We start from the raw sequence: 21,740 nt of genomic DNA on the forward strand, positions 1-21,740 counted from the left end.
TTGGCCTAATGTCGGAAGCTTGACTTTACGTTATGCCCGGTGCACTGCGCGCAGCCCGCCCATCAGGTGACGGAGTGCATTCCATGAAAGAGACCGGCGGCAGCCATGTGCCGGCCTTCGTGATGATCGTCTGCGGAACTGTGCTCGGAATCGCGGGCACGGACCTTGTGTTGCCCGCCGTGCCTGCGCTGCCGGACGTGCTCGGCGGCACCCTCGAACGTGCCCAATTGGTGCTCGCCGCCTTCGTCGCCGGCTCCGCTTTCGGCCTGCTCCTCTTCGGCTCTCTGGGCGCAAGGTTCGATCAGCGCACCTTGTTGATCGGTTCCCTCGCCGCCTACGGCTTGATTTCCGGACTTGCCGGAATAAGCCCCTCATTGGAAGCGTTGATCGGCCTGCGCTTTCTGCAGGGGGCCGCAGGCTCGGCGGCTGCGGTTTTCGCGCCCGGGATCATCCGCGCGCTGTTCGGCGACCAGCGTGCCGTCAGCGCTCTTGGCTTCCTCGGCAGCGTCGAGGCGCTGACGCCGGCCCTGGCTCCGGTCGCCGGCCTGTGGCTGATGCAGCTCTTCGGCTGGAACTCCTCTTTCCAGGTGATCGCAATTCTCGCCCTGCTCCTGGCCGGCACGATCGGCATCTGGCACCGCCACATCCCTCCCGTGGTCACCCGCCGCACAGGCCGTGGATACAGCCATCTGCTGACCGATCCGGTGTTCCTGCGTTATGCCGTGAGCCACGCCTTCACGCTGGGCGCGCTCCTCGTCTTCGTGTTTGGCGCGCCGACCCTGTTCGTTGCGGCCCTCGACGCCACCCTCACCGATTTCATCATCATGCAGATGATCGGCATCGCCACCTTCATCGTAACAGCGAACCTGACCGGGCGGCTGGCCGGCCGCTTCGGCGCAGAACGCATGATCTGGATTGGTACGCTGTTATCTGCAGCCGGTGCGCTTGCTATGCTCGCTCATGCCCTGCTTGGCGTCGGCGACGTTTTGGTGGTCACGGCCCTGTTCATCCCGTTCAACGCCGGTCTCGGGCTGCGCGGACCGCCTGGCTTTCACCTAGCCGTCATTGCCGCACGTGGCGACGATGCACGTGGCGCCGCGCTGGTGGTTGTCGCCATCCTTGTCACCACGGCGATCGGCACAGCCGCCGTCGCCCCATTCATCACGGCCGGGCTTGCCCCGCTCGCCTGTGGCGCTGCCATCTTGGCGCTTGGCTCCGTCGCTCTGCTGATACTGCTGCCGAGCCTCGAAGTACGAAGCGGCAACGCCGGCTAGGCGTCCCTCGGAACATGAAGGCGCAAGGGCGAGCAGGCTGTGCCTTGGATCCAAATCCGTGGTCCTCAGGCTTAGCAAGGCTTGCATCGCGACACGAAGCAGCATAGAGCTTGCGTCATTCGACAGGGGTGCTCCGTATCGCCGGGGCTGAGATGTGAGGCGTCATGCCTCCGGACCCTCAAGCTGATCTGGATAATGCCAGCGGAGCGAGACAGACGATGTTTTCCGGCGCACAGATTTCCCTCTATCCGATGTCCGACGATTTCGTCGCCATCATCCTCGGCGCCATCAAGGCGCTGGAGCCCTACCGTGCCAATTTCAGGATAGAAACCGACGATATCTCTACATTGCTTGTCGGCCCTCCGGAGCAGCTTTTCCCTGCTATGCGCGACTTGTTCGTCGCGGCTGCGGCCAGCGGCAAGCATTGCGTCCTGTCGGCAACCGTGTCGCGTGGCTGTCCCGGCGAGCCCGACGATCCAATTTGCACGCCGATTTCAGCCAGCATAGCGGACAGTCCTCTTGAAGAACGTATCCGCCAGGCACGCGAATCGGTCGACGGCGCGGCGCTCAGCGGCCAGGCCGTCGCCGCGCAGTTCTCGCTTTATCCGCTCGGTGCCGGCCACCACATGGACGAGATCTACGGCTGCATCGATTTCCTGAAATCATCGGGCGTCTTCGACCGGTCGAAAAACTTCTGCACCAAGCTGCGCGGAGACGCGGGGCCGGTTTTCGCCACCTTGTCGGAGGCTTTCCTGCGCTTCGGAGCACCCCAGGGCCACGTTGCGCTCGACATGACCGTTTCCGCGAACAGCCCCTCGGCCGTCTGAACTCATCCTGGAGACAAGCCATGGACAACCGGTACGCCTGGACTCTTCGCGAGATCCTTATCGTCACCGTTCTCGGCGCGGTTTTCGGCATCCTGTACCTGGCCTGGGTCCAGGTGTGGCTGATCGCCCAGGCGATTTTCGGCCCCATCACGATGGATGTGGTGATGGGCTTCTGGTTCATCGTCTCGATCGTCGCCGCTGCCATCATCCGCAAGCCCGGAGCGGCACTTGCGTCGGAGCTGCTCGCTGCGGTGATGCAGATTCTGCTCGGCAGCCCGGCCGGCCTGCTCCTGCTCTTGACTGGCCTCATACAGGGGGCCGGGGCAGAAGCGGTGTTCGCGGCTACCCGCTGGCGCAATTACCGCCTGCCGGTTCTGATCGCCGCAGGTGTCGGGGCCTCGATCTTTTCCTTCGCCTATACCTGGATCCGCTTCGACTACGGCGCCCTCGCCCCAGGCTTGCTGATCAGCATGTTCATCCTGCGCTGCGTGAGCGGCGCGCTGCTCGGTGGCCTGCTAGGGCATGTCGTCGTTGAGGCGCTCTATCGCACCGGCGTACTGTCGGGTCTCGCCATCGACCATGCAAAGCGCGAAGCACACGCCTGACGGGGGTTGGGCTGCCGAGTGGCGCGACGTTTCCGTCCGTTACCCCTATGCGCATCATGATGCGGTCGGGCCGGCGAGCCTCAAGCTCGTAGTAGGCGAGAGGCTCCTGCTTCTCGGACCATCCGGCTCCGGAAAATCGACCTTGCTCAGCGCCCTGACGGGCCTCGTTCCGCAGACCATTCCTGCCCGTGTCGGCGGATCGATCAGTCTGTTCGGAGAGGATGTCTGGACGCGCCAGCCGGCGCAGTGGGCGACCACTGTCGCCCGTTTCTTTCAGGATGCCGCACTGACCTTATGCGGGATGCGTGTCGAGGACGAGATCGCCTTCGCCCTGGAGAACCGGGCGTTGCCCGAGGACGTTATCGCGACCAAGGTGACGGCCGCGATGGCGGAGGTCGGGCTGCCGAAGGATTGGCGCAAGCGCCGGACCGGGACATTGTCCGGCGGAGAAAAGCAGCTCGTCGCGCTTGCAGCGACGTTGGCCCAGGGGGCACCGCTCTTCGTGGCCGACGAGCCGACTGCCCATCTGGCTCCGGCAGCAGCCACCCGTCTGCACCAGATACTCATGGCGCGCGGTGCTGCGCGAACGGTGCTGATCATCGATCATCGGCTGGATGGCCTCATCGGGTCCGTGGACCGGGTCGCCGTGCTCGGAAGTGACGGTCGGATTTTTGCCGAGGGACCGCCAGCGTCTTTCTTTCGCGATCATCATGACGAATTGGATTCGCTTGGCATTTGGCTGCCCTTGGCCAGCCGGCTCGACGCCGCGCTCCGCAGGGCCGGGTTGGCGGCTCCCGAGCCCTCGTTGACGATGGAACACGTCCTTCGCAATCTCGATCGACACCCCGAAAGGGAAAGGGCGCAGCCATTGATCGAGGCTTTCGTGGCAGAACATTCTGCCGCGCCCGATCCCTCGGATGGAGAAGTCGTGGCCCGATTGATCGGAGCCGACTGCGCGCCACTATTCGGCCCCGCCGTACTCAAGGAAATTTCGGTCGAGATTCGCGCGGGGGAATGCCTCGGCATTCTGGGAGCAAACGGCGCTGGCAAGTCGACGCTGGGGGCCAGCCTCGCTGGCCTGCTTCGGCTCAAGGGCGGGCGCCGTCAAGGAGCGCCCGGAGCCATCGCCTTTCAGAATTCCGAGAACCAGTTTGTCACGGGTTCCGTCCGCGACGAGATCGTTGCTGCGCTCGATCGAGCAAGCCCGGTTCCTGAGCGTCTCTCGGAAGCAGACCGGATCGCGGCTTCATGGAACCTGGCGGGCCTGGAATGTCTTCACCCCTTCGAGTTGTCGCAAGGTCAGAAACGTCGGCTTGCGCTGGCGACGCTGACCGCGACGGACCGCTGGCGATTGCTGGTATTGGACGAGCCGACCGCCGGTCTCGATGCGCATGGAGCCTCGATGGTCTCGGCGCAGGTGGAAAAGATCCTCGACGATGGCAGGGCGGTCGCGGTTATCACGCACGACATGGATTTGGCGCTTCGGCTCTGTCACCGATCGATCATCGTCGGCGAAGGCCGTATCCTCGCCGAAGGCCGAACCGCCGAGTTGCTCCAGGACAGGGATCTGCTTGCTCGCGCCGGGCTTGCCGAGCCGACGATCGCGCCGGCTCTACGCTGGTTGGACCATGTGGGGGCAACATGCTGAGCCGGGTTCACCCGCTGGCCAAGCTATGCGTATGCCTTGTCTGGATTGCGGCCGCGATTGTCGTCTTCGACATGCGCTTCCAACTGGTCACGATCCTGATCTGCTGCAGCGCCCTCGTGCTCCTGGAACGGAAGCCTCTGCTTACCGTGGCAACGCTGACACTGCCTTTTGCACTGTTTGGCCTTGGCTTCCTGACGACCAGCGTTCTTTTCCGCACGGAAAGCGACTTTGCGCAGCGCATGGCTGAAGAAGCCCCGTTCGCTTCGGAAGCCTTTTCCGCCGGTCTCGTCCTGTTTTTGCGGGCGATCGCCTGCGGCATGGTCTCCGCCCTTTTTGCCCTGACAACCGACCCCACCCAGTTCATCAAGGCATTGATGGCAGACTGGCGCCTATCTGCGCGTATCGGATATTCGCTGTTTTCGGTTCTGCAGCTCGTGCCGGACCTTGCCTCGGAGGCCCAGCAGATCAGGCTCGCGCGGGCAATGAAGCGTGGCCGACCGCCCCGGCGCTTCCCCGGTCCTGTCGAGACCGTCACGTTGCTGATCCCGCTCCTCGCCTACTCGATCCGCCGCGCCAGTCGTGCGGCCATCGCTATGGAATCGAGGGGCTTGGCTGGTGGCGTGCCTCGCACGATCGCCGATGCACCGAAACTGAGGCGCGGCGACCTGTTCTTTGTTGCCGCGGCAGTTTCGGGGCTCATGCTTTCCTTGGCATGGATATGGCTCTACCCCACCTGACGATGCGCACTCGTCGTTTTGCCGGAAACGATGGCTTGTTCCACCTATCGTCCTGGCCGGTCGAGACGATCCAGGAACCACTGGGTCAGGCGGACCCAGACCTCGTCCTTCTCGCCTGTATCCTCGCACCCGTGGTCCAGGTTGGGATTGTCGTTGACTTCGATGACGAAAACGCCGTCCTTGGTCTCCTTCAGGTCGACTCCATAGAGCCCATCGCCGATGCAACGTGCCGCGCGAACGGCGGTCTCCACGACATGGGCTGGCGTTTGCTTCAGGGTAAAGGTTTTGATGCCACCCTGGTCCGGCTTGCCGGCGCGGTCGTGATTGACGATCTGCCAGTGCTTTTTCGCCATGAGGTAGTGGACGGCAAACAATGGCTGGCCGCCAAGCACGCCGACGCGCCAATCATAATCGGTTGGAATATATTTCTGGGCGATTAGCAGGTCGGAATCCTCCATCCATTGCGCTGCCAGAACCTTGAGCTCGTCCATGTTCCGGACCTTCTTCACGCCCCGCGAAAAGGAGCTGTCAGGAATCTTGAGCACGAGCGGGAAGCCCAGCGTCTGAGCCGCGACCTCGAAATCGGCCGGACTTGCGATCATCACCGTCGGCGGCATCGGCACTTTGTTGTAGGCCATCAGCTCGTTCAGATAGACCTTGTTGGTGCAGCGGATCATCGACAAGGGATCATCGATGACCGGCATGTTCTCCTGCTGTGCGCGACGGGCAAAGCGGTAAGTGTGATTGGAGATCGACGTCGTCTCGCGGATGAACAGGGCATCGTAGTTGGCGAGCTTGGCCAGATCCTTGCGTGTGATGGGCTCGACTTCTACCCCCATTTTTTCGGCGATGCGGGCCCAATGACGGAGCGAGGAAACCGCTGAGGGCGGCAGTTGTTCCTGCGGATCGATCAGCGTCGCGAATGTGTACCGTGCAGGCGTACGAGCCTTGCTGTCCCGCCATTCGCGACCCGTATAGATCTCCATGCAGCCAAGGAAACGCTTCTTGTCCTCTTCATTCATGCGGGCAAGCGGCAGGAAGCCGATTTTGCGGATCGACACCCATTCGGCCCCGTCCCGCAGGGATACCTCCAGGGCGGGTGCCCGGAACCAGTCGAACAGGAGCTTGGCGAAACGATCCCAGGCCTTGGACGGCCCGATGCCGAAGAAAACGGAAACGCGCGCCGGGAAAACCCCGCCAAGATCCTTGCGGCACTTGTTCAGGGCCAGTTCCAGCTCCGGCAAGGCATGCTCGTAGAGCTTGTGCTCGGAAAGGTCGATCATCGTTTCGACGGTCGGGATCACCCGATGCCCTCTCGAGCTGGCCAGGAGAGAGGCATAATAGCCGCGGCTCTGATAGCCATAGTTGTTGGAAAGATTGATGACTTTCGGCCGCTGCCCGCGAAACAACGCGGGGTGAGCCAGGTAATCGCGATTGGTGATGATCTTGTGCGGCGTGGCCACCTGATCGAGATCGCTCTGGCGGCCGGTAAGGATAACCCAGGTCATGATATCACGCGCTTTCCAGAAACGGCGTGGGAGAGAAAAGCCGGCGGCGGGAGAACAGCTACGCCGAATCGTACGCCCGACGAGCGACAGGTCGTAACAACAACGATGTCATGGACTTGTTCCCCCCGCGGTCGCGTCCAGTTGTTTTTCATAACGCAACGCCGGCATCCCGTCGGCATAATAATCCTGCTTCGTGCCGATATAGCGATAGCCGTTGCGCTCGTAGAGATGGCGCGCGCGGTTGTTGTCTTCGCGCACTTCCAATCGCAGCCGCTTTTTCCCACGCAGCAGGGCGGCTTGTTCCGCTGCTTGCAGCAGCGCTCGCCCGAGACCGGCGCCACCGGCCCCATTTACGGCGATAGAATAAAGACGGGCGGCCGATGCCCCTTCCCGGAACAGCACCAGGCAATAGCCGAGGAGACCGATCTCCGAACGAGCGACAAGCAGAGCGCAGGAACCCCGGCCAAGCAATCGCTGGAAGGATCGTCGCGATATTCGGTCAGTCTTGAAGGACTCGTTCTCGATGGCGACGAGCGCATCGGCATCGGACTCGCTTGCCGGGCGGATGTCGACTTTCATGACGACCAGGAAGCCTCGATCGAAGGGTTGATCGATGTGACGGAAGATCCTGCCGCAACCTGCCCGGCTGCCGCATCACTCGCGCTTTCGCTGTCGAAATCGGCCGAATTGTGACAGCGGCCACGAGGTCTGTTTGGTCTTCTGAGGCTATGCTTCGGCTGCCGCCAGCAACTGACGCCAGGCGTTTCGCGCCACGTCCCTCATCTGATCCTGAGACAGATTGCTTACGATGGCGCAACCGAAGCCTTTGTTCAGCCAGTAGATGGCGTTTGGTCCCCCTGCCTCCGCCGTGTAGGTCCCTCGGATGTTGTTCCCAGGCTGCGGCGTCATGTAGATCGACAACTGGTTCCCGGCTTGGTCCTTATATACCAGCAGCGCGGCCGGTAGATTGCCGCCCGGCAAGACGCGGCCACCCAGAAGCTCGAAACCCTGGCCTGTGAGGTCGGGTGCCACGACCTTCAAACCGGTCCGTTTGGAAAGCCATCCGTCGAGGTAGTCCTTGTCGTCGCCACCCACTTCGACGGTATGCGGCAAATCGGCAGGATAAGTCGCGTAGGCGCCGATTGCCTGCTCAGCCAGCCATTCCTCCTGCCGGCCGGCAAAAGGCAGACCGGTGCCTGTGACGTAGCCCGCGATGCCACCAACGACGAAGATAGCTGCCGCGGCGGCCGCTGCCTTCCAGTTCCACCACGTCGCCGCGCCTGCACCACGCCCGGATTTCACCAATGTGGTGAGCCTGTCGGGTAGTGGTTCGTCGACAACGCCGGCGACGGCTTTGCGCAATTCTGCGATATCGTCGGCCAAGCGCTCGCTCCTGACCTTCATCTCGGGATTGGCTTCGAGCCAGGCCTCGAATTGGCCGCGCTCCTCTATCGGCAGTTCGCCGTCAAGCGCCATGTGGATATCGCGTTCGCCGAACGGACGGTCGCTCATTTGCCGACCACCCTGATCGCTCGCCGGCGTTCAGCGTCATCGAGAAGACCACGAAGTTCCTCGCGGCCCCGCGAGATGCGCGACATCAGCGTCCCCGCGGGTATACCAAGCACGTCGGCCGCTTCAGCGTATGAAAATCCTTCGATCGCCACCATCACCAGAGCGGCCCGCCTTTCGGGGGTAATCGCCTGGAGTGCCTCAAGTATTTCCCGTGAAGCGAGACTATCGACCTGCGTGGCCGGCAGGGCCACGTCCTGGACCGCATCGATGGGCATCGTCTCGCTGCGGCGCTTGACCTTGCGCGTCTGGTCGACAAACAGATGGTGCATAATGGTGAAAAGCCAACGCCGCGGGTTTTCGCCGGTGCGCCAGTTCTCCAAACGGCCCAACGCACGTTCCAGACAATCCTGAACCAGATCGTCTGCGGCATCCCGGTCGCGCATCAACGCGCGCGCGTAACGCCGCAGACGGGGTATTTCCGCCAATATCGCCGTCCTCTTTTCGTCCATCGGGCCCCGCTGGCGGCCGGTTTCCTTGATCGGGAAACCATAGACTATAACGATACGCCTGTGAAAATATTCCCTCGTCGAAGGCCACCGCCGCTGGTTCGCATCAACGAAACTGAAAGGTCCGATCCAATCTATTCATTGGACCGGCATATCGGATCGTCTATCAATCGTGTATCTACACAGGAGCTTCCGATGACGATCCCTCAGGCTTCAGCGCGTCCGGCACCCAGCCTGCCGTGGCTCATGATCATCTGTGGCTGCCTGATCGCGGCCCTCACCTTCGGCCCTCGTTCGGCCATGGGATTCTTCCAGTTGCCGATGCTGACGGAGAAGGGATGGGATCGTACGACCTTCGGCCTCGCCATGGCGATCCAGAACTTCTTCTGGGGCGCCGGCCTGCCCTTTTTCGGCGCCATCGCCGACAAATACGGCACCTGGCGCGTGCTGACCCTCTCAGGCATTCTCTATGCGCTCGGCCTGGTACTCATGGCGACCGCGACCAGCCCGACGATGCTCCATATCGGGGGTGGCGTACTTGTCGGTTTGGGCGTTGCGGCCGGCGGCTTCGGCATCGTTCTCGCCGCCTTCGCCCGTAGCGTCCCGGCCGAACGCCGCAGTTTCGTCTTCGGCATCGGCACGGCAGCCGGCTCCGCCGGCATGTTCCTCTTCGCGCCCATCAGCCAGGGCATGATCGACGCCTATGGCTGGTCGGATTCGCTGGTCTACATGGCGATCGCGATGCTGATCATACCTGTCCTGGCCATTCCGCTGGTCGGCAATGCCGCCACCAGCAAAGTGGCGATAGCCGAGATGAACCAGTCCGCCGGACAAGCGCTCAGGGAAGCGCTGGGCCACCAGAGTTTCCTGCTCCTCACGTCGGGGTTCTTCGTCTGCGGGTTCCAGGTGGCCTTCATCACCGCGCATTTCCCCGCCTATATCGCCGATATCGGCATCGACGCGCGTTACGCGGTGATCGCACTCGCACTCGTCGGCTTCTTCAACATCATCGGCTCGCTGGCCTCGGGAGTCATCGGGCAGAAATATTCAAAACCGATTTTCCTTGCCCTTATCTATCTCGGGCGCTCGATCCTGGTGACGGCCTTCCTGCTGCTCCCGCAGACCCCGACCTCGGTGATCGTCTTCGCCGTCCTTATGGGCCTGCTTTGGTTGTCCACCGTGCCGCCGACCAACGCGCTGGTCGCCATCATGTTCGGGACACGTCACCTCGGTATGCTGGGCGGCATCGTATTCTTCTCGCACCAGATCGGTTCGTTTCTCGGCGTGTGGCTTGGCGGCTATCTCTACGACCAGTTCGGCAGCTACGATCCGGTCTGGTGGCTCGGCGTTCTGCTCGGCCTGTTCGCCGCGGTCGTCCACTGGCCGATCCGCGAGAAGCCCGTCGAACGGCCCGCGCTCGCCGCAGCCGAATGATCGCTTTCACAGGGCTCCCTACGATGCCCCCTCTGTCCTGCCGGACATCTCCCCCTCAAGGGCCTCAAGGGGTGAGATTGGCTGTGACATATGAGGTTGGCTCTTCTGCCACGCAGCAATTTTACGAAAAACTCCACCGATTAGCAGATCTCCCCACTTGAGGGGGAGATCGCCGCCAGGTCAGAGGGGTGCTTCGGGCGCTGATTTGTCCGAGGGATTCAACCAATTCCGGGAAGCTACCTTGCCGGCTAGCGAAATCCAGAACCCCTATTCGGTAGGTTAAAAGCGATAGTTAAGGCCGAGCTTCAGGTTGTGGCTGCTGAGGTTGTCCGAGCGGCGAACCCCGCCGGTCGTGATCGAATCGACGCCGTTCAGCTTGTGGACCGTGTATTCGGCCCGAACCGAAGTTCCGCCCGCGAAGGCCTGCTCGACGCCCGCGCCGTATAGGAAGCCCCCTTCCCACTGGTCGCCCGAAATCACACTGCCCTTCGACTTCAGCTTGGTCAGGCCATAGCCAGCCGTGCCGTAGATGAGGGTCCGATCCAGCGTTGCGCCTGCCCGCGCCTTTGCCGCCACCGTGGACCGCTGCTCGAATTCCGCTCCCCCGCTCCGCCGGTGATGCGTGCCCGAAGAAAGATTGCCCTCAACCTCTCCGCCGTAAACGAGCGGGCCGGTCTGGAAATTCATGCCGGCCTGTGCCCCCATCGTCCAACCGCGACGCGAGGAGAACGGATTGACCGTGCTCGGCGATTGGGCGCCGGCTTGAATGCCGACATAGGTGCCCGACCAGTCATGGCCGGCGCTTCCCGAATCGGCTGGCGCATAATCAGTTCCGAGATCGGCAGCGGCTGCAAAGGAAGCGACCGACGAAGCCAAGCTCGCCAGGGCGACCAACACGAGATACTTTCTGGACATTAAAAACTCCGTACCCATCACAAATGGATGCCCCGCCGGTGACGGTTTCCTCTCGACCGCGTTTTGAACGACTTGGGCCCCGCGCCGCTTGGTAGGCGGCGAATCTGGCATAGCGGCATTGTGCGAGCATTGCACAAACTTAAATAAAAATAGGGACTTATCGTTAATTACCTATCAATACTTGTTAACGCGCCGGTCGTCGCCCTACGCCTTGTCTTGGGATCGCGATCCCAAGACTATTTCGCGGCCGACGTCAGCATGCGCTGGTAGAAAAGTCCGATACCGATCAGGACGGCCCCGAGGCCTATGAAGGAGAGTGCCCGCAGCACGCCTTCCAGTTCCGACATGTCGAACAGGAAAACCTTTGCCACGGCCACCACCACCAGGCCGGCCGAGGCGATGCGCAGGAAATGGGAGTTGAGCCTCACGCCAAGGGTGAGCAGGGCGACGCCGAGTACCAGCCACAGCGCGGAATAGGAGTAGGTTTCGAGTTGCGACAGCCCTTTCCAGAAGCCGATGAACTCGCCGTGGAAAAGACGCCGTACCGAAAGCGTCGCGTAGGCGAAGGCGAGCAGCGACGCGGCCAGCGCCAGCATGGCGACATACCAACGTGGCCGTGTCCTGCGCGCATACCAGGCGAGCGCCCCCATCGCCACGCCGGGCAAGAGATAGCCGAGCAGCAGCAGGTTGAGGACCGGGATCCGACCGGTCGACTCGTCGGTGTAAAGCGGATTCAGATTCGCGAAATGCTGAAGCACGATAAAGGCCACGGAAAGCACGCCGAGCGCCAGAGAGCCGTAGCGGAAGACAGGGCTCGGCGAACGCCGATCGAGCGCCACCATGACCGCACCGCCTCCGAGGGCAATCAGCGAATAGATCGACTGCTCGGCTAGCGTCGGCGCGCCGGCGTAGATGATGCCGCCGTTCATGACATGGCGCACCAGCATCGCGATGCCGACGAGCGCGAAGAGCGACGCGAAGGCTTCGACGGCAAGACGCGGTCTCGCGCCGGGCGAACCCGCCAATTGCCAGGCCGCGTATCCGCAGGCGAGTGCCGGGACGCCGTAGCCAGGAAGCAGCCAGTTGAACACCGGTATCGTGCCCAGGAACTCGGCACCGACAATCGTCGGATCGAAGGCGATCCGACCGGTCACGATAGCGGCGATGGCCACGCTCAACCAGCCAAGCGCCGGATAAGTTCTGAACCGGGTGGCAAAGGCGGGAAGTGCGGCGAAGCCGCCGGCGAGCACGGTCGTCATTCCACCGCTAAACGCCATGTGGATCGCAATAAGTGCGGCAGCCGTCGCGCCCGCAAGTCCGAAGGAGACGGCCGGCCCGCCATGGAGCGGCGGCACCTCGGCACGGCCGACCCATTCGGCGCCGACCGTGAAGATCACCGCGAGGAAGAAACCGACAAGCGCATAGACGTAGTCCCGGTCGAGATTGCCGAAGGCGAACCAGAGAGCGGCCAGGATGACGAGCGGCACGATGACGGCAGAGGCCATCCAGGCGGCGGCCCGGAACCCGTCGAAACCAGCGAAACGATTGGCTTTCCAGAATCCGGCCAGGACGAAGATGGCGCAAAGCACCGCCCCGTAGCGGATCACCCCAGTGCTGTACAATCCCGCGAGGTCTTGCTCGATCGCAAGTCCCCCGGCAAAAAATTCCATGGCTACCGAGCCGCCGAACGCCAAATAGGCATAGGCGAGCACGCAAGCCACGCCCGCCCCGAAAAGCGTAGGGAGTGCCGGTGCCCGGTAGAAGGCGGTCGCGACAAGAGCCGCGATCGATAGCGTGGCAACGGCCATGCCGCCCGCTTCTCTCACCGAAGGAAGGATGAAGAGGAGAAGTGCGGTTAGTCCCACGAAGATTGCTGGCGCGATCGAAGAACCGTCGATCCCTTTACCTATCGTGGATGCCACCGGCAGGATGCGACCTCCGAGCCAGACGAAGGCCAGCGTGCCCAGCGTCGCCGCGTTGATGAAGATCAGGACAGGGAGGTCGATCTCGGGCGCACTCAGGAGATAGACGAGGGTCCAGATCCCCGCGCCGGCGGAGGCGGCAGCCATGAGCGGCGCCCAGCTGCGCAGTCTCGCGATCACAGCCGTCGACACGAGGACGACGGCCACAAAGACGAAGAGCGCCCAGTGATTAGGGGCCTCGGAAGCAACGAGCAGGGGCGTCAAGTAGGAGCCGAGAAGGCCGACGCCGGCCAGCGCCTGGCCGTGCAGGAGCGCGGCGACGATCGTCGCAACGCCGATCACGCCCAACAGGACGAAAGCTGCGACCGGGCCGATAAAGCCGTAGATGCCATGCGCGGCATAGGTCGTGCCGAAAAGGGTGAAGGCTCCGGCAGCGGTCAGCACCGCCGGCACATAGGCATGCTGGAGCCCTTCAACGGGGACACGCACGCCCGTCCGCCTGATAAACTCGCCCCCGATTGCAAGGAGGAGGCCGAGCAATGCCGCCATGACAAGGCGCACGCCAGGTCCGAAGATGCCGGCTTCGATGGAATAGCGGACCAGGAAAATACCGCCGAGAGCCAGGGCGAGACCGCCGACCCATACCGCCCAGCGCGTGCCGAGGGCAGTCTCGATATCGGGTGCCCTGGCCGGGACCGTCGGCTCCGCACCCTGCCCTGCTGTAGGATCATCCGGCTTGCCTGGTTCTTCGCTTGCCAGCGACTTGGCTGCAGACGCCCTTTCCGGTTCCGGCGCGACATCCTTTGACTCAGACGAGGCCGAAACAGACATTTCCGCCGGAACCGTCTCGGCCGCCACGTTTGACTGTTCCGGCCGGATCTCGCGATACGTAAGGAAGGCCTTGCGCAACCCGTCGAGATCCAATTCGAGCGTCCTGATGCGCCGCTGCTGGCGCGTGACCGTCACAGCAAGGGCGATCACGGCAATAAAGGAAATCAAGCCGAGCATCGCGACGCCCCTGAATTATCGTGCCGCCAGCCTGGCCGCCGGAAAGATCGAGCAGGTCTCGGTTCCGAAGGCAAGCAGCTTGCCTTCCTTGTCCTTGAGCGTCGCTTCCGAAACGGCCAGCGTCTTGCCCCTGTGGACGACCCTCCCCTCGCAAACGACTTCCCCCGTTCTGGGCGTGATCGGTCTCGTGAGATTCACCTTGAACTCGGCCGTCGTATAGGCCTCTCCTTTCGCGAGCAGTGTCTGAACGGAGCACGCCAATGCCGAATCGAGGATGGTTGCGGCCCATCCGCCATGCACGGCGCCCAGCGGATTGAGGTGCCGTTCGCCCGGCAGGCCGCGGAATACCGCACGCCCCTCCGACACTTCGGTCAACGCGAAGTTCAGCCTGGCTCCGATGCTGGGCGCGGGATATTTCCGGTCGACCATACGCTGGAGAATCTCAAGTCCCGTATACTCGGCGAGGTCCTCATGGGGGATCGTCCCCAGGCCGAGCGACGATACATAGCCCGGGAACAGCTCGACTTCGCTCATGCAGCTCATTCTCCGTCGGAGGCCGGGTGTCCGGCGAAGGTCTTGCGCAACGCGACGATGAAGCCCGTCCGGGCCTCCGGCTCGCCGAGGCCGCGCGGCTCATAAACGTGGCGGGTCAGGAAAAACCCGGTCAGGCGGAAGGCGTCTTCGATGTCGCACGCACTCCCGCGCAGACCGGAGCGGAGCAGGAATTCAGGCAACGGCAGCATCCGTTCCCGCCAGGGCTCCCCGGCCGTCCTAGACACAGCACGGCCCGACTTCGGTGAGACGTAGACGAGTTCCTCGCGTGTGCCGGTCGCGGCGCAGCAGGAAAGATCGAGTCCGAAGCCGAGTTCTTCCAGGACAAGGAGCTCGAAACGGACGACGAGTTCGGCCGCCGACGCCGGATCATCGAGATGGCCCAGCATGACGAGCAAGGTATCGTAGAGTGCCTGATGCGGATCACGCTCCGGCAGGAGCCTGAGATGTGCTGCGAGCGTCTGGAGACCATAAACCGCTACGGCGCTGTCGAACAGGCGCGCCGCATTGAGTTCCAGCGGCTCGGCCTGAAACGTGCCGAGATGCTCGTCGAGCCGGGCGCGCCAAGCCAAATCGACGCGGTTGCCTGCCTGAAGAACCGGTTGCTGCCTGCGGGATCGTCCACCCCGGACGATACCGAGGTGGCGGCCATGGGCCCTGGTCATAACTTCCAGAATCGCACTCGTCTCGCCGTGCCTGCGAGTGCCCAGGATGATTCCTTCGTCGCGCCATTCCATGGGCGAAGCTTTTCACTGGTAGAGCGTCAAAATCAAGGAGCCGCCGCAACTGCAGGCTGTCCGGTTACCTTCGCGCCGGGCAATTCATGGATGCGGGTACCCGGGCATACGCGTTGCGCGATGCCGCACAAATGCTGGTGATGGGTGAGATAGATCACTTGCCCGACCTTGGCCATCTCGCCGAACAAGCGGAAAGCCTCCTCGGCACGAAAGTCGTCAAAGGTTTCCATGATATCGTCGGCCACGAAGGGCACGGGACGCCGGGCCTTGGCGAACTCCAGGTACCCTGCGACACGCAGCGCCAGGTAAAGCTGAAAGCGGGTTCCTCTGGACAGGTCGGACGCCACTTTCGAGGTTCCGTCGGCGGCCTTCGCGATCAGGATTTCGCTATCCCGCTCCGGCTGAGCCGCAAGGCCCGAATATGCGCCGCGGCTCATCGTCACGAACGCTTCGGAAGCGCGTTCCATCATCGCGCTCCGATGGCGCTCCCGGTAAGTCCGCAATGCAGCCTCGGCGGCAACGGTGCCGGCGCGCAATCGGAAATAGGCGCGCGCCTTTTCCTCGATCTCCAGGAGAAGCGTACGTCGCTCCTGCTCGATCCGCGCCACAGCATCGTCGCCGCCGATCGCTTCGACGCGTTCCACGGCTTTGCTATGTGCGGTGAACAACTCGCGCGAACGTTGGTCGAGATCGTCAAAACGCGCCTTGAGCTCCGCAAGCTGCTGCTCCAGCAATGAGCGATCCATTCCTTCCAGCAGCGCCTCGACCTCTTCGATCGACCGGACGCCCACGGCTTCGAGAAGCCCGCGTGAGAGGGCACCGATCTGTTCGCGCAATCCTGCCCGCTGCTCGACGGCGCGCAGCCGCTCGGCCACCTCACTCAATGTTTCGACTTCGAATAGCGCCATCATCTCGGCGCGGTGCGCGGCATCGATCCCGGTCTGGGCTTCGATATCGGCAGCACGCCGCCTTGCATCCTCCAGTCGCTTCGTCCGGTCGGCCAGCAACTCCGCGCCGGTCCTCGCCTGCCCGACGCGGGTGCAGAGATCGCGATAGGTCTCCATCACAGTGCCCGTGGCCGGGATCCCGAGTTTTTGCGCGACCAGCGCCAGCTCGCCGGCGAAGGCGGCCTGATCCTGTTCCATCTTGGCGATTCGATCGGCAAGACCGGATCGCTCCCGCAGCACCGGCTCCAGATCGGCGAGCCGCGCCAGGATGGCGCGCAATCCCGCGACATCGGGCACCCGCTCCGCCAGCCAACAACCGGCGCAAGCCTCTATCAGCGCGGCCTGCCATTCCGCATCCGCCGCTTCCGCTTCCGCCAGAGCGACCAAGCGCGCGTCGCGCGCATCCCGACAATCAACAAGGCGTCTTCTGAGCGCGGCGCGCTGGGCTCCCTTGTCCAGAGCCGATTGAGCCGCCGCCATCAGCATCTCCGGCGACGCGTCCGTCGGATAGGACACCCTCGCCTCGTCGAGTGCCCGGCTCAGTTGGCCGGCAAGCGCCTCGCCATCCGTCACTGCCTCGCCGAGGTCTCGCTCGGCCTGCCGCAAAAGCCGCCCGGCTTCCAGCGCCTCTTCCCTTCGGCGCAGCCAATCTTCCAGGTGATGGAGTTCCATATCACAGGGCAATGCCGGAGAGGTGGCAGCCAGAACGAGTGCTATCGTCTCGCGCGCCACCCGCAACTCTCCCTCGGCGGCGGACCTCGCCTGAATCTGGTCGGCCAAGGCTGCTTCGACGAGCGCAAGCGCTTTTGCAACCTGGTTGAGCCGCTCCACTTCGACAGCCCTGCCCAGCCGTGCGCTCGTTACGATGTCGTCGTTCCGCAGCAAAGCTTCGAACGCATCGGCCGTAGCCCCGTCGAGGGCTGCGCGGTGCCTTGCCCAGGCCTGCTCGCGCTCCATCCTCGCGGCGGCGGCCTGCTGATCGGTCACGAGCCCCGTCGCCTGCATCGATGATTGCAGTTCCGTCCGAAGGCGGCGTTCTTCCGACCTCAGGCGCGCCGTTTCCTTTCCGGTGTCGGCGATGTTCCTTTCGGCGCTGGCCAGGCGTTCCGACAAACTCTCTATCTCGCGATGCAGCGGCGCTCGTATGGCGGCAAGCGCGTCGACGTCGCCTTTCCAAGGCGCGAGGGCGGCCAGGCGGTCTGAAAGCATCTGCCGATGCGCGGCGCAGGCCCTTTCGGCCAGCCGACGCCGCGCTGCGTGATCGTCGGCCCGGAATGCCGCCAGGGCCGACGTCAAAGCGATCATCGGCGCCGTCATGTCCGCTCCCGCGTCGATATCCAATCCGCCATCGGCCGCCTGTCTCTCCACGTCCGCAAACAGGCGCTCGGCCTTGGCATGTTCGGTCCTGGCCGAAGCCAGCGCCGCATCTATGCCCGACCGACGCTCTATCAGATCACGAAGCCGGGCAATCCTGAGCGTATCGAGCAGCAGCTCCGACGGCTCCCCGGGCCAGTCGAGGCTGCGCGCAGTCGCGGCAATCTCACGCTCGAGCTCGGCAAGCCGAAGGCATCGATCGGGAAGGTCCTTGTCAGCCGTCACGTGCCGAGCGCGCAGATCGGCCAGATGTTCGAGCTGGCCAGTCAGCGCCAAGGCGCCCTCATCCACCGTGATACCGGAAATCTCGCATTCGAGCGTCTGAATTTCCGCTGCAACGGCGTCCCGCCTCGCCGAAAATTCGATCTCCGCCTTTTGCAGGCGCGGCAGCTCGGCAGCCCACTGAGAGGGGGGCTGCGGCAGGCCATCGAGCGAAGCCAATACCTGCTGCCGCGAGCGCAGTTCGGCCAACCGTGGTATCGCATGAAAGTGGCGGCTCGCCTCCTCCATGCGCGACTGGACCGCCGCGCGATCACGCAGCGCCGCCTCGTATTGCGTCAGCGCAATATCGCGCGCTTCGACAAGCCGGGCGTAGTCGATCGCCAGCGTATCGATTTTTTCGCGCTCTTCCTTCAGGGCAGCAAGACGGGTCTTCAACTCGACCAATTCACCGCTGCGGGCGCGGTACCTGTAAAAAACGTCCGCCTCGGCCCGAAGCTGTGCGAGGGCCTGACTGAGATGCGCCAGCCCCGCGCTTGCCGAAAAGAGAAGCTGGCCCAGGTCTCCTTTGCTGGCGAGGATGCTCTCGCCGCCCGCCTCGATCGAATCGTCGTCGAGGGAGAACATGGTCCTGTAGGCTTCACGGTCGATCGCTCTCAGCCCGCCAAGCACGATCGCCTCGTCTACCGGTTGGGCGTTTTGATCGAGCAGGCTGTTTTGCGGTCGCTTGATGCGGATCACCTCCCTTTCGCCGTCCTCGAAATCCAGGACGCCGCCGATCCGCATGCTGGGATAGGGATGGAGAAAGGCGTAGCGGGTGCGCTGCTCGATACCGAAGAGCAAGTCGAGATAGGCTGCGAAGGAGGTCGACTTCCCCGCTTCGTTCGGCCCGTAGATCACGTGAAGGTCTGGTCGGCCTGCCTCCACCTTGCCAAAGTCGACGCTGAAGTCGGTAAACTTGCCGTAGCGTGTGAGATCCAGCCGCGAAAGCCTCATTCGACGATCTCAGCGGGCCTCAGGCGCGCAAGCACCTCTTCCGCTCCTTCCCTGCCGAGTTCCGTCAGCACTGCCCTGAAACTTGCGTCGTCGTCTCCGAACATGTTCCGGCACTCGGCCGGGAGTTGGCCACGCAACTCCTCGGCGATTTCAACGAGGGCCGCTAGGTGCCCGGCATCCCTGGCAATCTCGCTGACGATAAGATTCCGCAATTCGGCAAGCGGGTCGCCGGGGTGCGAAACATCACAGCCGGGCGCCTGGCATCCGATCTCCAGCTTCTCGACCCAGGTCCGGCCGATGCCGGCCGCACGCTCGTCCGCCTCCGCTTTAAGCAGATCGGCATCGCGACGGATGCGCCAAGCCAGCGGCGTCGTCCCACGGAGCGACAGTCGAGCGACCAGATGTTCCGACCGCACGCACGCACGCGTGGCGGCGAGCGCCCTCTCGATCGCCAGGACGACCTTGCGCCAATCCTCCGCGCCGCTGACGTCCACCTCGACCCGGTCGAATTCGGCGACGCTTGTAAGCCGCTCCTCGAGGGAGATCGAACGGTCGTCGCCGATCGTGACGAGAGTGACGGATTTCGGGCCCGCCTCCCCGATATCGCGCCCCTGCGGCATGCCGGGCATGACGACGGCGCAAAGGCTCTCTGCCACGAACCTCTTGTGGACATGGCCAAGCGCCCAATAGCGGAAGCCCGATGCATCGAGATCGCCCATGCTGCAGGGCGCATAGGGGTCGTGGCGCGAGGCGCCGCCGAGGCTCGTGTGCATCAGCCCGATATTCACCGCCCCCTCCACTGGAGGTCTGTATTTGCCGAGCAGGCTCTCGGGAGCGTAAGGCTGTGCAAAGCTCAAGCCGTGGATCGCCACCGGAAAACCGCCGGGATGTTCCATTTCCAAGACTTCGGCGCGACCACCGAAAACCTTCACGCTTTCCGGAAACACGAGTTCCCTGGTGATGCGCGAAATCGCATCATGATTGCCGCGAATGACAAAGACGCGGATACCTGCCTCGTGCAGCCGCCGCACCTGATCGGCCAGGAAGCGGGCCGTCTTCATGGAGGTCTGATCGCCGTCATAGAGATCGCCCGCCAGGAGCAACGCATCTACCTGCTCGTCGATGCACAGATCGACGATATTGACGAGGGCGCGCCGGGTCGCGTCGCCGACCAGATTAGCAAGATCGGGGTCGCGCAACGCGAGGGACTTTAGGGGCGAGTCCAGGTGAAGATCGGCGGCATGGACGAATCTGTAGGCCATCGGCTTCCTTCCCAGCGTCAGGGGAACGACAGGGAGACATATTCGTCATCACAAGCGCCGATTCGCGGCGCCCCGGCAAGCTCGGCCGGTGGACAGAGCGTTTGGCAACCAGTCGAAAGGCACGGATTCAGTGGGGAAACTCGAGCCCCATCTCGCGGTAACGCTCGGGGTCGTCCCCCCAATTCTCGCGCACCTTCACGAACAGGAAGAGGTGCACCTTCTGTTCGAGAATCTCGGCTATCTCCTTGCGGGCGGCCTCGCCGATCGCCCGGATCGTCTCCCCCTTGTGGCCGAGCAGGATCTTCTTCTGACTGTCGCGCTCGACGTAGATCACCTGCTCGATCCGGACCGAGCCATCCTTCTTCTCCTCCCATTTCTCCGTTTCGACATGGGAAGAGTAAGGCAATTCCTGGTGCAGGCGCAGATAGAGCTTCTCGCGGGTGATCTCCGCTGCGAGCTGGCGCATCGGCAGGTCCGAGATCTGGTCTTCCGGATAGTACCAAGGGCCTTCCGGCAGCCGCGTCGCAAGAAAGTCGAGAAGATCGGCGCAGCCGGAGCCAGTGAGCGCGGAGATCATGAAAGTACGCTCGAAGCCAGCGCGGGCGTTCGCATCGGCCGTCAGCTTAAGCAGCGTCTCGGGTTTGACCCGGTCGACCTTGTTGAGGACGAGGATCTTGGGCTGGGCCATGCCGGCCAGGTTGTCGAGGATCGTCTCGGCATCGCCGCGAATGCCGCGTTCGGCATCGATCAGCACCAGGACAAGGTCGGCGTCCTTGGCCCCACCCCAGGCCGTCATCACCATTGCCTTGTCGAGCCGGCGACGCGGCCGGAAGATACCCGGCGTGTCGACGAAGACGATCTGGGTCCTGTCATGCGTGGCGATGCCGCGCACGATCGCCCGCGTGGTCTGAACCTTGTGCGTGACGATCGAAACCTTGGTGCCGACCAACTGGTTGACAAGCGTCGACTTGCCCGCGTTCGGCGCGCCGATCAGCGCAACGAAGCCGGAGCGTGTCGGCACTTCGGCCACGTTCTCGCTCATGTGCTCTCCTCAGCAGCCCAGACCCCCTCGCGGATCAGCACGGCGGAAGCAGCAGCCTGCTCGGCTTCGCGCTTCGATCGGCCGCTTGCGACGGCGGGCTCGTAGGTGCCGACGCGAACGCTGATGGTGAAAACGGGGTCGTGGTCAGGCCCTTCGCGGCCTTCGACAACGTAGACGGGCGGACCGCCGGAAACCTGATGCGCCCACTCCTGAAGCTCGGTCTTGGGATCGCGCCGCGCGGCGACGGCCGAACGCGAGCGGGGTTCCCAATAGCGCATGACGAAGCCCTGCGCGGCTTCCAGCCCGCCTTCCAGATAGATCGCCGCGATGAGCGCCTCCAGCGCGTCGGCCCGGATGTTGACGCGCTTGCTGCCGGCGAGCTTGCGGATTTCGCTACCGGTGTGGATGAGGTCGGTCAGGCCGATCTCGTCGGCGATCTCGGCGAGCGTCTCGGCATTGACCAGCGCGTTGAGGCGCAGCGACAACTCACCCTCGGGAGCGTCGGGAAAGGCGTTGAAGACGAAATCGGCAACGACTAGGCCGAGCACCCGGTCACCCAGGAACTCCATGCGCTCGTAGTCCACGCCGCGACTTTGACGGGCGCTGGCATGGGTGAGCGCCCGACGCAGCCGGTCGTGATCCCGGAACAGATGACCGGTCGGACCGGCCAACTTCTGGGCCAGCGCTTCCCCGGTCAGCTTCTTCGTGGCCATCA

The 21,740-nt window shown here is 63.4% G+C and carries 18 protein-coding genes; 6 read left to right on the plus strand and 12 right to left on the minus strand.

Going from position 1 to position 21,740, the window contains the following annotated elements:
• Window positions 1-83 precede the first annotated feature (83 nt).
• The 5 genes from ACCO56_RS11560 (at window position 84) to ACCO56_RS11580 (ending at window position 5,091) form a co-directional block, all read left to right on the plus strand.
• Window positions 84-1,274: an MFS transporter gene (locus tag ACCO56_RS11560; protein ID WP_433640697.1), complete on the plus strand. Its 1,191-nt coding sequence runs from the start codon at window positions 84-86 to the stop codon at window positions 1,272-1,274.
• A 218-nt stretch (window positions 1,275-1,492) separates the two neighbouring features.
• A complete protein-coding gene (locus tag ACCO56_RS11565) occupies window positions 1,493-2,101 on the plus strand; it encodes a YkoF family thiamine/hydroxymethylpyrimidine-binding protein (RefSeq protein WP_433640699.1) in 609 nt (202 codons plus the stop codon).
• A 20-nt stretch (window positions 2,102-2,121) separates the two neighbouring features.
• Window positions 2,122-2,706, plus strand: coding sequence for an ECF transporter S component (locus ACCO56_RS11570; RefSeq protein WP_433640701.1), 585 nt, complete (start codon window positions 2,122-2,124; stop codon window positions 2,704-2,706).
• On the plus strand, window positions 2,681-4,354 hold the full coding sequence (locus ACCO56_RS11575) for an ABC transporter ATP-binding protein (protein ID WP_433640702.1): 1,674 nt from the start codon (window positions 2,681-2,683) through the stop codon (window positions 4,352-4,354). Before ACCO56_RS11570 ends, ACCO56_RS11575 begins: the two co-directional genes overlap by 26 nt.
• Entirely contained in the window at window positions 4,348-5,091 is a 744-nt protein-coding gene (locus tag ACCO56_RS11580) for an energy-coupling factor transporter transmembrane component T family protein (RefSeq protein WP_433640704.1), read from the plus strand. Before ACCO56_RS11575 ends, ACCO56_RS11580 begins: the two co-directional genes overlap by 7 nt.
• A gap of 44 nt (window positions 5,092-5,135) precedes the next feature.
• Here ACCO56_RS11580 and ACCO56_RS11585 read toward each other — a convergent pair whose 3' ends face one another.
• The 4 genes from ACCO56_RS11585 to ACCO56_RS11600 all read right to left on the minus strand — a co-directional run bounded on the left by ACCO56_RS11585 (window position 5,136) and on the right by ACCO56_RS11600 (window position 8,620).
• A complete protein-coding gene (locus ACCO56_RS11585) occupies window positions 5,136-6,599 on the minus strand; it encodes a RimK family protein (protein WP_433640706.1) in 1,464 nt (487 codons plus the stop codon).
• 108 nt (window positions 6,600-6,707) lie between these two features.
• Window positions 6,708-7,178, minus strand: coding sequence for a GNAT family N-acetyltransferase (locus ACCO56_RS11590; protein WP_433640708.1), 471 nt, complete (start codon window positions 7,176-7,178; stop codon window positions 6,708-6,710).
• Between the two features lie 147 nt (window positions 7,179-7,325).
• Window positions 7,326-8,111 (minus strand): anti-sigma factor family protein, encoded by a 786-nt coding sequence (locus ACCO56_RS11595; RefSeq protein ID WP_433640710.1) that lies wholly within the window; start codon window positions 8,109-8,111, stop codon window positions 7,326-7,328.
• Complete coding sequence (locus tag ACCO56_RS11600) at window positions 8,108-8,620, minus strand: sigma-70 family RNA polymerase sigma factor (protein ID WP_433640712.1); 513 nt, start codon at window positions 8,618-8,620, stop codon at window positions 8,108-8,110. The genes ACCO56_RS11595 and ACCO56_RS11600 overlap by 4 nt, the downstream gene beginning before the upstream one ends.
• A 192-nt stretch (window positions 8,621-8,812) precedes the next feature.
• On the opposite strand from ACCO56_RS11600, the gene ACCO56_RS11605 reads away from it, so the two are divergent.
• Window positions 8,813-10,051 (plus strand): MFS transporter, encoded by a 1,239-nt coding sequence (locus ACCO56_RS11605; protein WP_433640714.1) that lies wholly within the window; start codon window positions 8,813-8,815, stop codon window positions 10,049-10,051.
• A gap of 279 nt (window positions 10,052-10,330) precedes the next feature.
• Here the strand turns inward: ACCO56_RS11605 and ACCO56_RS11610 are convergent, their stop codons facing one another.
• From ACCO56_RS11610 to rnc, 8 genes are all read right to left on the minus strand, one after another.
• Window positions 10,331-10,966, minus strand: coding sequence for an outer membrane protein (locus ACCO56_RS11610; RefSeq protein WP_433640716.1), 636 nt, complete (start codon window positions 10,964-10,966; stop codon window positions 10,331-10,333).
• A gap of 236 nt (window positions 10,967-11,202) precedes the next feature.
• Window positions 11,203-13,896, minus strand: coding sequence for a DUF2339 domain-containing protein (locus tag ACCO56_RS11615; protein WP_433640718.1), 2,694 nt, complete (start codon window positions 13,894-13,896; stop codon window positions 11,203-11,205).
• Window positions 13,897-13,911: 15 nt separating this feature from the next.
• Entirely contained in the window at window positions 13,912-14,430 is a 519-nt protein-coding gene (locus tag ACCO56_RS11620; protein ID WP_433640721.1) for a PaaI family thioesterase, read from the minus strand.
• Window positions 14,431-14,435: 5 nt separating this feature from the next.
• The gene (gene recO / locus ACCO56_RS11625; protein WP_433640723.1) at window positions 14,436-15,185 is read right to left on the minus strand and encodes a DNA repair protein RecO; all 750 of its coding nucleotides are present in this window, start codon (window positions 15,183-15,185) and stop codon (window positions 14,436-14,438) included.
• Window positions 15,186-15,217: 32 nt separating this feature from the next.
• The gene (locus ACCO56_RS11630; protein WP_433640726.1) at window positions 15,218-18,721 is read right to left on the minus strand and encodes an AAA family ATPase; all 3,504 of its coding nucleotides are present in this window, start codon (window positions 18,719-18,721) and stop codon (window positions 15,218-15,220) included.
• Window positions 18,718-19,983, minus strand: a complete 1,266-nt coding sequence (locus ACCO56_RS11635; protein WP_433640728.1) for a metallophosphoesterase family protein — start codon at window positions 19,981-19,983, stop codon at window positions 18,718-18,720. The genes ACCO56_RS11630 and ACCO56_RS11635 overlap by 4 nt, the downstream gene beginning before the upstream one ends.
• A gap of 127 nt (window positions 19,984-20,110) precedes the next feature.
• The gene (gene era / locus ACCO56_RS11640; RefSeq protein WP_433640729.1) at window positions 20,111-21,025 is read right to left on the minus strand and encodes a GTPase Era; all 915 of its coding nucleotides are present in this window, start codon (window positions 21,023-21,025) and stop codon (window positions 20,111-20,113) included.
• Window positions 21,022-21,738: a ribonuclease III gene (gene rnc / locus ACCO56_RS11645; protein WP_433640731.1), complete on the minus strand. Its 717-nt coding sequence runs from the start codon at window positions 21,736-21,738 to the stop codon at window positions 21,022-21,024. The genes era and rnc overlap by 4 nt, the downstream gene beginning before the upstream one ends.
• Window positions 21,739-21,740: the final 2 nt, after the last annotated feature.

Origin of the sequence: Mesorhizobium sp. 1B3 (genome assembly GCF_050958605.1) — a bacterium.
In the GTDB taxonomy this organism is placed as follows: domain Bacteria; phylum Pseudomonadota; class Alphaproteobacteria; order Rhizobiales; family Rhizobiaceae.

Bases quoted from the DNA above. Each gene is read 5' to 3' on its own strand.
- recO (WP_433640723.1), bottom strand. From the start codon at position 15,185: ATGGAATGGCGCGACGAAGGAATCATCCTGGGCACTCGCAGGCACGGC.
- ACCO56_RS11575 (WP_433640702.1), top strand. From the start codon at position 2,681: ATGCAAAGCGCGAAGCACACGCCTGACGGGGGTTGGGCTGCCGAGTGG.
- rnc (WP_433640731.1), bottom strand. From the start codon at position 21,738: ATGGCCACGAAGAAGCTGACCGGGGAAGCGCTGGCCCAGAAGTTGGCC.
- ACCO56_RS11615 (WP_433640718.1), bottom strand. From the start codon at position 13,896: ATGCTCGGCTTGATTTCCTTTATTGCCGTGATCGCCCTTGCTGTGACG.
- ACCO56_RS11610 (WP_433640716.1), bottom strand. From the start codon at position 10,966: ATGTCCAGAAAGTATCTCGTGTTGGTCGCCCTGGCGAGCTTGGCTTCG.
- ACCO56_RS11585 (WP_433640706.1), bottom strand. From the start codon at position 6,599: ATGACCTGGGTTATCCTTACCGGCCGCCAGAGCGATCTCGATCAGGTG.
- ACCO56_RS11600 (WP_433640712.1), bottom strand. From the start codon at position 8,620: ATGGACGAAAAGAGGACGGCGATATTGGCGGAAATACCCCGTCTGCGG.
- era (WP_433640729.1), bottom strand. From the start codon at position 21,025: ATGAGCGAGAACGTGGCCGAAGTGCCGACACGCTCCGGCTTCGTTGCG.
- ACCO56_RS11570 (WP_433640701.1), top strand. From the start codon at position 2,122: ATGGACAACCGGTACGCCTGGACTCTTCGCGAGATCCTTATCGTCACC.
- ACCO56_RS11590 (WP_433640708.1), bottom strand. From the start codon at position 7,178: ATGAAAGTCGACATCCGCCCGGCAAGCGAGTCCGATGCCGATGCGCTC.
- ACCO56_RS11630 (WP_433640726.1), bottom strand. From the start codon at position 18,721: ATGAGGCTTTCGCGGCTGGATCTCACACGCTACGGCAAGTTTACCGAC.
- ACCO56_RS11560 (WP_433640697.1), top strand. From the start codon at position 84: ATGAAAGAGACCGGCGGCAGCCATGTGCCGGCCTTCGTGATGATCGTC.
- ACCO56_RS11595 (WP_433640710.1), bottom strand. From the start codon at position 8,111: ATGAGCGACCGTCCGTTCGGCGAACGCGATATCCACATGGCGCTTGAC.
- ACCO56_RS11580 (WP_433640704.1), top strand. From the start codon at position 4,348: ATGCTGAGCCGGGTTCACCCGCTGGCCAAGCTATGCGTATGCCTTGTC.
- ACCO56_RS11635 (WP_433640728.1), bottom strand. From the start codon at position 19,983: ATGGCCTACAGATTCGTCCATGCCGCCGATCTTCACCTGGACTCGCCC.
- ACCO56_RS11605 (WP_433640714.1), top strand. From the start codon at position 8,813: ATGACGATCCCTCAGGCTTCAGCGCGTCCGGCACCCAGCCTGCCGTGG.
- ACCO56_RS11565 (WP_433640699.1), top strand. From the start codon at position 1,493: ATGTTTTCCGGCGCACAGATTTCCCTCTATCCGATGTCCGACGATTTC.
- ACCO56_RS11620 (WP_433640721.1), bottom strand. From the start codon at position 14,430: ATGAGCGAAGTCGAGCTGTTCCCGGGCTATGTATCGTCGCTCGGCCTG.